At 56.7% G+C, this 13,587-nt stretch carries 13 protein-coding genes; 4 read left to right on the top strand and 9 right to left on the bottom strand.

All coding sequences use genetic code 11. The features are described 5' to 3' along the window. Positions 1–49 precede the first annotated feature (49 nt). On the top strand, positions 50–1,558 hold the full coding sequence (locus EFB11_RS03765; RefSeq protein ID WP_122788993.1) for an IMP dehydrogenase: 1,509 nt from the start codon (positions 50–52) through the stop codon (positions 1,556–1,558). A gap of 60 nt (positions 1,559–1,618) precedes the next feature. After that, a complete protein-coding gene (locus EFB11_RS03760) occupies positions 1,619–2,077 on the top strand; it encodes an S-ribosylhomocysteine lyase (protein ID WP_122788992.1) in 459 nt (152 codons plus the stop codon). A 141-nt stretch (positions 2,078–2,218) separates the two neighbouring features. Here the strand turns inward: EFB11_RS03760 and trpA are convergent, their stop codons facing one another. The 9 genes from trpA to EFB11_RS03710 all read right to left on the bottom strand — a co-directional run bounded on the left by trpA (position 2,219) and on the right by EFB11_RS03710 (position 10,831). Further along, positions 2,219–2,995 (bottom strand): tryptophan synthase subunit alpha, encoded by a 777-nt coding sequence (trpA, locus tag EFB11_RS03755; RefSeq protein WP_206424141.1) that lies wholly within the window; start codon positions 2,993–2,995, stop codon positions 2,219–2,221. Further along, entirely contained in the window at positions 2,988–4,172 is a 1,185-nt protein-coding gene (gene trpB, locus EFB11_RS03750) for a tryptophan synthase subunit beta (protein ID WP_122788991.1), read from the bottom strand. The genes trpA and trpB overlap by 8 nt, the downstream gene beginning before the upstream one ends. Before the next feature lie 2 nt (positions 4,173–4,174). Beyond that, positions 4,175–4,771 carry a phosphoribosylanthranilate isomerase gene (locus tag EFB11_RS03745; RefSeq protein ID WP_122788990.1) on the bottom strand — a complete coding sequence of 199 codons (597 nt, stop codon included), beginning with the start codon at positions 4,769–4,771 and terminating at the stop codon, positions 4,175–4,177. Beyond that, complete coding sequence (gene trpC, locus EFB11_RS03740) at positions 4,768–5,556, bottom strand: indole-3-glycerol phosphate synthase TrpC (protein ID WP_122788989.1); 789 nt, start codon at positions 5,554–5,556, stop codon at positions 4,768–4,770. The genes EFB11_RS03745 and trpC overlap by 4 nt, the downstream gene beginning before the upstream one ends. Continuing rightward, positions 5,553–6,563, bottom strand: coding sequence for an anthranilate phosphoribosyltransferase (gene trpD, locus EFB11_RS03735; RefSeq protein WP_122788988.1), 1,011 nt, complete (start codon positions 6,561–6,563; stop codon positions 5,553–5,555). Before trpD ends, trpC begins: the two co-directional genes overlap by 4 nt. Next, positions 6,556–7,134 carry an anthranilate synthase component II gene (locus EFB11_RS03730; RefSeq protein WP_122788987.1) on the bottom strand — a complete coding sequence of 193 codons (579 nt, stop codon included), beginning with the start codon at positions 7,132–7,134 and terminating at the stop codon, positions 6,556–6,558. Before EFB11_RS03730 ends, trpD begins: the two co-directional genes overlap by 8 nt. Beyond that, positions 7,131–8,597, bottom strand: a complete 1,467-nt coding sequence (gene trpE, locus EFB11_RS03725) for an anthranilate synthase component I (RefSeq protein ID WP_122788986.1) — start codon at positions 8,595–8,597, stop codon at positions 7,131–7,133. The genes EFB11_RS03730 and trpE overlap by 4 nt, the downstream gene beginning before the upstream one ends. Positions 8,598–9,038: 441 nt before the next feature. Beyond that, the gene (locus EFB11_RS03715; protein WP_122788984.1) at positions 9,039–9,896 is read right to left on the bottom strand and encodes a DMT family transporter; all 858 of its coding nucleotides are present in this window, start codon (positions 9,894–9,896) and stop codon (positions 9,039–9,041) included. Positions 9,897–9,910: 14 nt separating this feature from the next. After that, on the bottom strand, positions 9,911–10,831 hold the full coding sequence (locus EFB11_RS03710) for a LysR family transcriptional regulator (RefSeq protein WP_164706587.1): 921 nt from the start codon (positions 10,829–10,831) through the stop codon (positions 9,911–9,913). 227 nt (positions 10,832–11,058) lie between these two features. Between EFB11_RS03710 and EFB11_RS03705 the strand changes: the two genes are divergently transcribed. Beyond that, on the top strand, positions 11,059–11,910 hold the full coding sequence (locus tag EFB11_RS03705) for an FMN-binding protein (RefSeq protein WP_122788982.1): 852 nt from the start codon (positions 11,059–11,061) through the stop codon (positions 11,908–11,910). A gap of 57 nt (positions 11,911–11,967) precedes the next feature. Then, positions 11,968–13,497, top strand: coding sequence for an ABC transporter substrate-binding protein (locus tag EFB11_RS03700; protein ID WP_122788981.1), 1,530 nt, complete (start codon positions 11,968–11,970; stop codon positions 13,495–13,497). The last annotated feature ends 90 nt before the right edge of the window (positions 13,498–13,587 follow it).

The raw sequence follows: 13,587 nt of genomic DNA, 5'->3' as shown, positions 1-13,587 counted from the left end.
AATAGTAAAAATACAAATTACAGATGGAATCTGAAAAAGGAGAATCAAAATGGCGTTTTATTTTTCCGAGCCGTCCCGTACGTTCAGTGAATATCTTTTGGTACCTGGTTATTCCTCGGCGGAGTGTATCCCGGCAAACGTAAGCTTGCGCACCCCGATCGTCAAGTACAAAAAGGGGGAAGAAGCTGCCCTGTATGCAAACATTCCGTTGGTTTCCGCAATCATGCAGGCAGTATCGGATGATAATATGGCGATTGCGCTGGCCAAAGAAGGCGGCATCTCCTTTATTTTTGGTTCGCAGACCATTGAAAGCGAAGCGGCGATGGTCGCGCGTGTCAAGGCATACAAGGCAGGCTTTATCGTATCCGATTCCAACATTACGCCGGATATGACCCTGGCCGATGTGCTAGCGCTCAAGGAAAAGACCGGCCACTCGACCATGGCGGTCACCGATGACGGCTCCGCTACCGGCAAGCTGCTGGGCATTGTCACCAGCCGTGACTATCGTGTGTCGCGTATGTCGACCGACGAAAAGGTTGCGACCTTCATGACCCCGTTTGAAAAGCTGATCACCGCACCGGCGGATACCACACTGAAGACCGCCAATGACATCATCTGGGATCATAAGCTCAATGCGCTGCCGCTGGTCGATGAAAACCAGCATCTGGTTTACATGGTATTCCGCAAGGACTACGATACGCATAAGACCAACACGCTCGAGCTGCTTGACACCCATAAGCGCTATGTGGTTGGTGCTGGTATCAATACCCGCGACTATGCCGAGCGTGTCCCGGCTCTGGTTGAGGCAGGCGCCGATGTGCTGTGCATCGACTCGTCGGAAGGGTATTCCGAATGGCAGGCCCGCACGCTCAAGTGGATTCGTGAAAACTATGGCGACAGCGTCAAGGTTGGCGCGGGCAATGTTGTTGACCGCGAAGGTTTCCGTTTCTTGGCCGAAGCAGGCGCAGACTTTGTAAAGATCGGCATCGGCGGTGGCTCCATCTGCATCACCCGTGAGCAGAAGGGCATCGGCCGCGGTCAGGCAACCGCGACCATTGAAGTCGCCCAGGCACGCGATGAATACTACAAGGAAACCGGTGTATACATCCCGATCTGCTCGGACGGCGGCATCGTACACGACTATCACATTACCCTGGCGCTGGCCATGGGTGCAGATTTTGTCATGCTCGGCCGTTACTTCTCCCGTTTTGACGAGTCCCCGACCAATAAGGTCAATGTCGGCGGCACGTTCATGAAGGAATACTGGGGCGAAGGTTCGGCCCGTGCGCGCAACTGGCAGCGCTATGATATGGGCGGCGAAAAGAAGCTGTCCTTTGAAGAAGGCGTAGATTCGTACGTTCCGTATGCGGGTTCGCTGCATGACAACGTGACCCTGACGCTCAATAAGGTTCGTTCGACCATGTGCAACTGTGGCGCACTGTCCATTCCGGAATTGCAGGGCAAGGCAAAGATCACCTTGGTTTCGGCGACTTCTATCGTCGAAGGCGGCGCACACGACGTTGTGCTCAAGGATTCGGCGATTTCGGTACACAAGTAAATCGATGGACTGCGGTACGCCTTGGCGTGCCGCAGTTTTTGTACGAAAGGAACATCTGTTATGAAGAGAATTGCAAGCTTTGAAGTCAACCACGATCTGCTAACCCCGGGCATGTACACCTCTCGGATTGACGGTGATATCACCACCTATGATGTGCGTATGGTGCTGCCCAATGCAGGCGTTTATCTGGAACCGGCCGCATCGCATACATTTGAGCATTTGTTTGCGACCTACACCCGCAACAGCCGCTTTGCCGATCATATCATCTATTGCGGCCCGATGGGCTGCCAGACCGGATTTTATTTTCTGGTGCGGGGCCTAGCACCGGCGGATGCAATCGAACTGGTGCGTGAGAGCATGGATTTCATTGCAAAATATGAAGGCGAGATTCCGGGCGCAAGCCGCATCGAGTGCGGCAACTATAAGCTGCATGATTTGGAAGGCGCCAAGAAGATTGCGGCCAGCATGATCCCAGTGCTGCAAAACTGGACCGAAGCTGATTTGGTGTATAAAAAGTAAAAGAAAAATGCCCCGCAGAAGCGTTCTGCGGGGCGTTTGTATGATTTGGTCAAAATCTGCGATTTTGAGAATTCGCCGCCTGCGGGCGGCGCCAGCCTGCGCGGCTGGACCGCGCTGGGGACGCGTCCCCAGACCCCGCTATTAGGCGTTCTGCACAGCGGCTTTCATCTGCCGCACATATTCGGAAACATGGGGAACACAGTCTGTGCCGTACTGGGCGCATAATTTCACAATCGCCGAGCCGACGATGGCGCCGTCCGAAAGGGCGGCCATTTTTTTGGCCTGTTCCGGGGTGGAGATGCCGAACCCAACCGCGCAGGGGATGTCTTTGGTCTGCTTGACCAGATCGATCATGGCACCGATGTCGGTCGAGATGTCCGAGCGCACGCCGGTCACGCCAAGCGAAGACACGCAGTAGACAAAGCCGCTGGCGTCTGCTGCAATCATGCGGATGCGCTCGTGCGAGGTGGGCGCAATGAGCGAAATCAAATCCAGACCGTATTGCTTGCATAGAGGGTCAAATTCGTCCGTTTCTTCAAACGGCAGGTCGGGCAGGATGAGGCCATCCATGCCGATGTCGGCCGCCGTGCGCAAAAAGCGTTCTGAGCCATAGGAAAAGACCACGTTGGCATAGGTCATGAACACCATCGGGATATCGGTCTTTTGACGGATGCGGCGCACCATATCGAAAATCTTATCGGTGGTCACACCGCCCGCCAGCGCACGGACATTGGCCGCCTGGATGACCGGCCCTTCGGCAGTCGGGTCGGAGAACGGGATGCCCAGTTCGATCAGGTCGGCGCCGTTTTCGGCCATGGCGTAGACCAGCTGCTCGGTGATCTCGAGCGAAGGATCGCCGCAGGTGATGAACGGAATGAATGCCTTGCCGCTTGCAAAGGCTTGTGCAATCTTACTCATGGAGATCCTCCCCTCGATAGCGTGCAATCGCCGCGCAGTCCTTATCGCCGCGGCCCGAAATGTTGATGACCATGATTTGGTCTTTGCGCATCTGCGGCGCGAGCTGCATCGCGTATGCAACAGCATGTGCCGATTCAATGGCCGGGATGATGCCTTCGGTGCGGCTGAGGTACTCAAACGCATCGACCGCCTGGTCATCGGTGATGGCGACATATTCGGCGCGGCCGATGTCATGCAGGTAAGCATGCTCAGGTCCGATGCCCGGATAATCCAGACCGGCCGAGATGGAATACACGGGCGCGATCTGGCCGTATTCATCCTGGCAGAAATAGCTCTTCATGCCGTGGAAGATGCCGAGCCGGCCGGTGGCAATCGTCGCGGCGGTTTCCGCCGTGTCCACGCCGCGACCTGCGGCTTCACAGCCAATCAGGCGGACGCCTTCATCTTCGATGAAGTGATAGAAGGCGCCGATGGCGTTGGAGCCGCCGCCCACGCAGGCGAGTACGGCGTCCGGCAGACAGCCTTCCTTTTGAAGGAGCTGTTCTTTGATCTCCTTGGAGATGACCGCCTGAAAATCGCGCACAATGGTCGGGAAGGGATGTGGCCCCATGACCGACCCGAGCACATAATGGGTGTCTGCGATGCGGGTCGTCCATTCGCGCATGGTTTCAGATACTGCGTCCTTGAGCGTACCCGTGCCGCTGTCCACCGCGTGTACCTTAGCGCCCAGCAGCCGCATGCGGTAGACGTTGAGCGCCTGCCGTTCGGTGTCCTCGCGACCCATGAACACTTCGCATTCCATATCCATCAGGGCAGCAGCGGTCGCGGTGGCGACGCCGTGCTGACCGGCACCGGTTTCGGCGATGACGCGGGTCTTGCCCATCTTCTTGGCCAGCAGCACCTGCCCGAGCACGTTGTTGATCTTGTGCGAACCGGTGTGGTTCATGTCCTCGCGCTTGAGGTAGATCTTCGCGCCGCCGAGGTCGGCGGTCATGCGCGAAGCGAAGTACAGCTCGCTCGGACGACCGGCGTAGTTGTTGAGCAGGTCGGTCAGCTCGGCGTTGAACTGCGGGTCGTTTTTGTAGTGGTTATACGCTTCTTCCAGTTCGATGACGGCATTCATCAGCGTTTCCGGCATGTATTGCCCGCCATGGATGCCAAAACGTCCTTTTGACATGGTCATTCTCCTTTGATGGTCTGTACGACCGTTTGTATCTTGTGAAAATCCTTGTATCCGTCGGTTTCGACCCCACTCGACAGGTCGAGCAGCGTCGCGCGTGTTTGCAGGGCAGCGGAAAGGTTGTGTTCGTTTAAGCCCCCGGCCAGGGCAAAGGGACGGGTCACGCCGTCCAGCAGCGTCCAGTCGAAGGCGGTGCCGCCGCCCGCGCCTGCGTCAAGTAGGATGAAATCGGCCTGGCTGTGGTTCGCGCGTTCGATATCAGCCGCGCTTTTTATCTGGAATGCCTGCCAGATGGGGCGACTGGTGCGCGCCCGTAGGGCGGCGATGTAGGCGTCGTCCTCCTGGCCGTGCAGCTGCGCGATGGACAGCACGCCGCTTTCAAGCAAATCCGCGACCGACTCCACCGGTTCGTTGACGAACACGCCCACGGGGATAATGCCGTCGGCGAGGTCCGCGCGGAGCACGCGCAACGTATCCGCGGACACATTGCGGCGGCTTTTGGGCACGTGGATGACAAAGCCGCAGTAGTCCGGTCGGGCCGCGTTGATGGCCGCGATATCCTTCGGGCGGGACAGGCCGCAAATTTTGACCTTCATCGCGCGGCCTCCCGCATCTGGGCGAGCAGCGTACCCTTGTCGGCGGCGCGCATCAGCGTTTCGCCCATCAGCACCGCGTCCGCGCCGATGGCGCGCAGGGCGGCCACATCCGCCGGGGTATGCACGCCGCTTTCAGCCACATAGACAGCTTCGGGCGGGATGCGGTCCCGCAGACGGGCAGCGTTGGAAAAGTCAACCGAGAAGTCCTTTAAATTGCGGTTGTTGACGCCGATGAGCGTCGCACCCGCCGAAACGGCTGAATCGATCTCGGCTTCGTTGTGGGTTTCGACCAGGGCAGCCAGACCCAGTGTATCGCAGATTTCAAGGTACTGCGCGATGGTGCGGGTGTCCAGAATCGCACAGATGAGCAGTACCGCGTTGGCACCCAGGGCCTTGGCCTGGTAGAGCTGGTAGGCGTCCACCGTAAAATCTTTGCGCAGCAAGGGGGTGGACACCGCCCCGCGCACCGCGCGGAAGATGGCGTTCGAGCCTAAGAACCAGTGCGGTTCGGTCAAACAGGAGATGGCATCCGTGCCTGCCGCCGCATAGGCGCGGGCGATGGCGAGATAGTCGAAATCCGGGTCAATGACGCCCTTGGACGGGCTGGCCTTTTTGATCTCGCAGATAAAGCGCAGGCCCGGCGCCCGCAGGGCGGATACAAAGGCCGCACCGTCCGCCGGGCCGCCCTGCACGCACAGTTCACGCAGGGCATCCAGCGGGAGGGCTTCCCGGTCACGCTCCACGCGCTCGCGCGTTTTGGCGGCGATTTCGTCCAAAATGTTCATCGGTTGCTCTCCTCAATGAAAAAGTCCAGCTGCTTTTGGGCTGCGCCCGTGTCGATCAGCCCCTCGGCCAGCCGCACGCCCTGTTCCATGGTTTCAGTTTTGCCGGCAATGTAAAGGGCTGCGCCTGCGTTCAGGCACACCGCCTGTCGCTTGGGTCCCTGTTCTTCGCCCGACAGGATGGCGCGGGTGATGGCGGCATTTTCGGTAGGCGTACCGCCGACCAAATCGGCCTTGGCGCAGCGGGTATACCCAAACTGCTCGGGCGTGATCTCGTAGGACTGGAACCAGCCGTCGCGGATCTCGCACACCGAGGTCGGCGCACACAGCGAGATTTCGTCCAGCTTATCCTGCCCAAAGACGACCATGCCGCGGCGTACACCGAGATTGGCCATGACCTGGGCAAGCGGCTCGACGAGGGCTTTGTCGTAAACGCCCATCAGTTCCATGTTGGCGCCCGCCGGGTTGGAGAGCGGCCCCAAAATATTGAACACCGTGCGGATGCCGAGCTCGCGGCGGATGGGGGCAACGTATTTCATGGCAATGTGGTAGTTCTGGGCGAACAGGAAGCAGATGCCGATTTTCTTGAGCAGTTCGGCGCTGCGCTCGGGCGAGAGGGTGATCTTGACGCCCAGTGCTTCGAGCACATCGGCGGCGCCACATTGGGAGGACGCCGCGCGGTTGCCGTGCTTGGCGACCGGCACCCCGGCGGCCGAGATGACCAGCGAGGAGGTGGTTGAGATGTTGAACGAGTTGGCGCCGTCGCCGCCCGTGCCGACGATTTCAAGAACATCCATGTCGTGCAGCAGCTTGATGCAGTGAGCGCGCATGCCGGCCGCCGAGCCGGTGATCTCGTCGATGGTTTCGCCCTTCATGGCCAGGGCGGTCAGGTAGGAGGCCATCTGGACGGGCGTCGCCTGGCCGCCCATGATTTCGTCCATGACCGCGCGGGCGGTGTCATAAGTAAGACTGGATTTTTGATTCAGTTGTAAGATGGCTTCTTTAATCATGGTGTGTTCCCTCCAGAAAGTTGCGGATGATGGTCTGGCCGTCGGGTGTCATCACCGATTCGGGATGGAACTGTACGCCGCAGACCGGATATTTCTTGTGTTCGACGGCCATGATTTCGCCGTCTGCGGTTTGAGCGGTCACGCGCAGGCAATCGGGCAGCGTATCGCGCACCGCGGCCAGCGAATGATACCGCGCGACCGGGATGGTGTCCGGCAGTCCGGCAAACAGGCGGCCGGTGTGGTCCAGCGTGACCTCGGATACTTTGCCGTGCATCAGACGTTCGGCATAGGAAACCGTGCCGCCCAAGGCTTCGCAGATGGCCTGATGGCCCAGGCAGACCCCAAAGAGCGGGATTTTTCCGGTAAAAGTCTGGATAACATCCTCACAGATACCGGCGTCCGCCGGTTTGCCCGGTCCGGGGGAGAGGAAAATGGCCCGTGGGGCCAGGGCTTCGATTTCGGAAAGCGTCATCTGGTCGTTTCGGATGACCCGGATGTCCGGGTCGACCGAGCCGATGAGCTGATAGAGGTTATAGGAAAAACTATCGTAGTTGTCGATGAGCAAGATCATTGGTCGATGCCCTCCTGTGCAGTCTGGATGGCGCGCACAACGGCGGCCGCCTTGTTCAGGCACTCCTGATATTCGCTGTCCGGCACACTGTCGGCCACGATGCCCGCGCCCGACCGCACGCACACCCGGCCATTTTTCTTGTACGCCAGCCGGATGGCTATGCAGGTGTCCAAGTTGCCGGTAAAGTCCAGATAGCCGACCGCGCCGCCATAGATGCCGCGCTCGTGGCCTTCCAGCTCGTCGATGATCTGGCAGGCACGCAGCTTGGGCGCACCCGAGAGCGTCCCGGCGGGCAGGATGGCGTCCACTGCATCGATCGCATCGCGGTCGTCCCGAATCTGACCGGTCACGGTCGAACCGATGTGCATGACATGGGAGAAGCGCTCGATCTGCAAGTATTTTTCCACCTGTACGCTGCCCAGTTTGCTGATGCGGCCGATGTCGTTGCGGCCAAGGTCGACCAGCATATTGTGTTCAGCCAGCTCCTTTTCGTCAGCGAGCAGCTCGCGCTCGAGCGCCTGGTCTTGGGCTTCGGTCGCACCGCGCGGTCTGGTACCGGCCAGCGGGAAGGTGAACAGCTTGCCATCGGTCAATTTGGCCAGCGTTTCCGGGGACGCACCGGCAATCTCGATGTCATCGCTCGAAAAGTAGAACATATAGGGCGACGGGTTGGTAGTGCGCAGCACACGGTACACGTCAAACAGGCTGCCGTCCATCTCGGCTTCGAGCGGGTTGGACAGCACGACCTGAAAAATATCGCCCTCGTGGATGTAATGCTGGGCCTTTCGAATCATGTCGCCATACTCCTCGCGGGTAAACTGCGGGGTGAGGGGCGCTTTCAGATGGGGCGGCTGGGGCTCAGCCTTGACGCCGGTGCGGATGAGGTTGGCCAGCTGGTCAAGTTCATAGGCGGCCTTGTGGTAGCTGGTTTCGATATCATCCGCCCGCGCTCCGGCAATCAGGATGATCTTCTGACGCAGATTGTCAAAGGCGATCACCTTGTCGAACAGCATCAAATCCACATCCTGAAAGGTGCCGTCTTCGCGGGTCAGGTGCAGGCTGGGTTCGGCGTAACCGATGTAGGAGTAGGAGAAGTAGCCGACCAAACCGCCGGTAAAGGGCGGCAGCCCTTCCAGCCGGGGACTGCGGTTGTCGGCGAGCAGGCGGCGGATGGCGTCACCGGGGTGCTGGACGGTTTCGGTGAATTCGGCGCCCGCCCGAATGCGCAGCTTGCCGCCCTTGCAGGTCAGTTCGGCGGTGGGGTCAAACCCGAGGAAGGTGTACCGTCCCCACTGGCGGGCATCCTCCGCGCTTTCCAGGATGAAGCAGTGACGGCTGACATGTTTCAGAACGCGCATGACTTCGGTCGGGGTGAAGCGGTCGGCATACATCTCCCGGCTGACCGGGATGCGGCGAAAGCCCTGGTTGGCCAAGTCCTTGGCCTGTTCGAATGTGGGATACATGGGAAAACCTCCTTTGGGAAACAACAAAAAAACCCGTCCTTGCTGGGTAAGAAGCTTACCACAGCCAAGGACGGGTTTGCATTCAAAAACAAAACACCCGCGGTGCCACCTTGGTTCGCAGGAAACCTGCGCGCTTTGCGGGATACCAACATATCCCCGGCAACTGACGTATGCCCACACGTCGCAGAATACTCGGCTTATGCCTTTGACTGCGCCCTCCGCGGTCCATTTAGCAGCTTGCGTTCGGCCCGGCTCTCAGCTTCCCGGACTCTCTGTGCGTGCACGACTGCCTTGATCTCCGCATCAACGGTTTGATTTGCGTTTATTGTAGCACTGGATTTTTCTGCTGTCAAGAGAAAAATAAATTTATATTTATTCATAAAATTAAAGCTCTATGAATAATCACACAGAATCACAAATGATCTCTGTATAAACATACGGTTATTCGACTGCTCGCTGATTGTAGCGATACATGATGACCGACACGCCGCAGATGATGACATAGCCGATGACGCTCCACACATCGGGGATCTGCGAGAAGAAGATAAACCCAAGCAGAGCGGCAAAGATGACCTGCGTGTAGTCATAAACCGAGATCTCGCGTGCCGGGGCATTGGAGTAGGCCGCGGTGATGGAAAACTGTCCGCCGGCGGCAGCGAGTCCTGCCAGCAGCAGCATGGCCAGCTGGTAACCAGACATAGGAGTGTAATCCAACAAAATCACCGGCAGCACCACCAGGCAGGAAAAACCGGAGAATACCAGAACGATCACCGGCCCGCGTTCGCCGTGCTGGCCCAGATAGCGTACCGCCGTATAGGCTGCACCGGCAGCTAAACCGCCGAACATGCCAATAAAGGCCGGGAAAGCCGAAATGGAAAATCCGGGTTTGACGATTAGCAGCGCGCCGCAGAAGGCCGCCAGGATGCCGAACAGCTGGAAGGGCTTGATACGCTCTTTGAGGCACAAAAAAGAAAAAATAATGGCAAAAAAGGGCGAAAGCTTGTTAAGCATGGACGCATCCGACAGCAGCAGATGATCGACGGCATAGAAGTTACACAAGATGCCCACGGTGCCCATAAAGGCACGGATGAAGAAAAAGGGCAGGTTACGGCGCTGAACACGCACAGGCTCCCGGGCGCGGATGAGTAAAATCACTGCAAAAAAGAAGGCCACCAGATTGCGGAAAAAGCTTTTTTGCACCGACGGGATGTCGCCCGAAAGGCGCACAAAGGTGTTCATGAGCGCAAAACAGAAGGCCGACGAAAGGACGTATAAAATCGCTTTATTTTTGGAACGCATGTAGAAACCTCACTTTAAGATGGATGGGATACCGTCGGATAGTTTTCCTCCAGCCGCTGGGTAAGATAACGAATAAACTGATTTTCCCGGGCGTTGAGTTGGAAGTTCCGCGAGTGGATAAATGCGACCGCCATAGGCTCTGCATCCTGAATAGGACGGCACTGGCAGCCGAGCAGAGCGGCATCGCTGGCCGGAATGCTGATGCCGATGGACACATACCCGCCTTTGCGGACTGCATCATAGATTGTACCACGGTCGCAGATATACAGAAAATTATGTTTGTCCGGCAGCCCCAAAATCGCCAGCGTGTCGTCATAATCGATATGGGCATCGGCCACAAAAGGATGCTGGGCCAGATCGGCCAGCGTGACCTCTTTCTTTTGGGCGATGGGATGTGTTTTGGCGTGCATGACCGAGGCCGGAATGCTACGCTTTAAGACTTTGAAATCCAGATTGTATTGATCGGCCAGATCGATATATTTGGGAATAACGCGCTCAAACAGCACCATGATGCCGACGCGGCACTTCTGGGCAACAACCGTGCGCAGGTTTTCGCGCAGACCGGCTTCCAAAAACGCATCATGGGAGTTTTCACAGGGAAAATGCTTTTTAAAATCAAAAAAGCATTGCAGCACAAAGGCTGACCGTGCACAAATAATCGAAAGATTGTTGTTTTCGGCCATGGATTCCGGGATGCGCTGGATATTTCGCCGCTCGATGATAATTTTTTCGGCATGGGTCATAAAAACCTCGCCCTCGGGGGTGGGGGAAAGGCCGGTGCGGGTGCGCCGGAAAAGTGGGTATCCGATCTCATCTTCCACGTTTTTGATGATGGAACTGAGGGTAGATTGCGAAATATAGCAATTTTTTGCGGCTTTATTGACCGAGCCGCATTTATAAGCTTCTAAAATATAAGCGAGATGTTCGGTATTCAAGGGAGATTCCTCCAAATAAGTCGGTAAATGATGCAGGAAAGCCTCGGACAGCAGGTCCGAAGCGCGAATTTCGTATGTATTTAAGTATACGCGTTTCCTTATCGGATTTCAAGATAACCTATCGGGGAAACCGTTAACAAAAGGTCAGATAATTATGTTACATTATTTATAAAGTATTCGACATTATTTGTGCAATACGGTCAAATGTCTGAAAAATGGAGGACCTTATGGCGACAGAAAAAAAGCGTGAAAAGACAGTAGATATCCTGGACCGGCTTTTCTGGAGCGTACAGCCGCGGCTGGGCCTGGTCAAGGGGGATTATTACCGGGAGGAAAATTGGTTTGCGCCGCATTTCCCGGGCGATAAAGGATATCACGGGATTCTGGAGGTCGTGCGGAACAACGGACGGCTGGAACTGGTCGAGTTTAATGAAATCAATAACCCGACCTATTACATTAAGCTGTATCAGGGGGTTTCCAAGCGCCTGTCCAACTACGGATTCATGCAAGCGACCAAGGAACGCACGGCTAAATCGGGCGTTGTGTTGGTCAATGGTCTGACCCATTTGGAACAACAGATGATCGCAGAAAATCGCCTGACCGGGGAGTTTGATCTGCTGCAAGGGGCATCCAACAGCATCAAACGCTCCATGCTGCCGCTGGCAGAAAAAATCGCCGCGCAGCTGGATACCCCGTCGGGAAAGACTTATTATGGCATTGCCGAGGCAGTGGAACCGGGCGTGACCGGCCGTCTGCAAGTGGTTGTAGAAGGCGGAAAGATCATTTCCTGCTTCTATGATGAGATCTTTGCCGACCGCCAGGAGGACATCCCGGACCTGGAACTCAAACCATATTATCGTCAATCCAAGTATCATTGCCTGGAATATGTATCCACCATCGGCGCGGGATTCAATACGATCGTGGATCTTCTGGCGGAGCAGGTCAAGCGGACCCAGAGCCTGACCGATTTGAGCGGCTTGCCGTTCACCGAAGAACCCAAACGTGCGCATGAGTGGGACAACTATTTGAAGCTCGCGGAAAAGCTGACCGCAGAGATGAAGAAAGACGGCGTTTGGTAAGAACGGATGATTGTGTCGCCTGTGGCGGCAATCATGCAATAGAAAAGGAGGAAAACCATGAAAAAGAGAATTTTTGCGCTGTTCACAGCAGCTGCCCTGCTGTGCAGCCTATTTGCCGGATGCGGCAACCCGGATACTGGCGGCGCATCGAGTGCTGGTGCAGACGCAGATACCCTGATTGTCGCGGTTCCGGAAGCACCGACCTATATGGACCCGCAGGTGCAGGCATCCATTGCCACATTCCGCGTGACCACGCAGATTTTTGACCGTCTGGTCATGATGGACAATGACATGAACATCGTGCCCGGTCTGGCTGAATCGTGGGACGTCGTTGACGACAAGACCACGGTATTCCATCTGCGGCAGGGCGTCAAGTTCCACAACGGGGAAGAGATGACCTCGGAAGATGTTAAGTACAGCCTGGAGCGCTGCATTGCATCGGATGGCGTCAACTACAACTACCTCATCATTGATTCGATTACCTGCGATGATGACTATACCGTCACCATCAAGACCAAGGAGCCGTTCAATGCGCTGCTGCCCCGTCTGAGCCTGGACGCAGCTTCGATCATCTGCAAGAGCGCAGACACCAGCCCGGAAGAGTTTAACAAGCATCCGGTCGGCACTGGCCCGTTCAAGTTCGTATCTTGGGACCTCGCTGGCGACGTTGTGCTGGAAGCCAACGAAGATTACTGGCAGGGTGCTCCCAAGGTCAAGAAGCTGATTTTCCGCACCGTACCGGAAGCCATCAACCGTACCATCGGCCTGCAGACCGGCGAGATCGGTCTGGCGTATGACCTGCAGATCACCGACCTGGAGGAACTGAAGGGCAACGAAAATGTAACGACGATCACCGCGCCCAGCAACACGGTTTGGTATCTGGGCATGAACTGCCAGAAGGATAAGCTGAACAACACCAAGGTTCGTCAGGCAATCGCTTATGGCATCAATGTACAGGACGTGATCGATCTGGTATTCAGCGGCGTAGCAACCCCGGCGCACAATACGATGATTCCGGAAGGCGTTGAAGGCTACGCACCGGATACGGTTACGTATGATTACAACGTCGAAAAGGCAAAGCAGCTTCTGGCCGAAGCCGGCTATCCGGACGGCTTTGACACCACCCTGTGGTGCGCGGACAGCCAGGTCATGCGTGACCTGTCGGTTGTTCTGCAGGAGCAGCTCCGTCAGATTGGCATCAATGCAGAAATCAAGACCATGGAACAGGGCCAGTACTATTCGGAGACCGGTAAGGGTACGCACGACCTGTTTATCATGAGCAAGACCTCGATCGACCCGGATTCCATGCTGCGCGCGATGTATCACACCGAGGCGTTTGGCTTGTCGGGCAACCGGTCGTTCTGGGCAACCCCGGAAGTAGACTCCATGTTGGACGAAGCTTCGACGACCATCGACAAGGAACGCGAACTCGACCTGTATAAGCAAGTGCAGACCATCGTAGCGACCGAAGTACCGCTGGTTCCGATCGCTGTGGAGCATCTGACCGCAGGTATGCAGTCCAACGTAAAGGGCTTTGGCCTGTATCCGGGCAAGTCCCACTACATTTACGGCACCTATTTTGGCTAACACCAACACCTGTTTTTACATGACTTGTGCGCCGGCCTAACCGCCGGCGCACAGCCAATTCGGACCAAATACTCCCAGAGGTTAAGACAA

The organism is Intestinibacillus sp. Marseille-P6563 (assembly GCF_900604335.1).
Classification (GTDB): domain Bacteria; phylum Bacillota; class Clostridia; order Oscillospirales; family Butyricicoccaceae; genus Butyricicoccus_B.
Note: the sequence above shows the minus strand (reverse complement) of the source record. Positions and strands in the feature narration are given on the sequence as shown.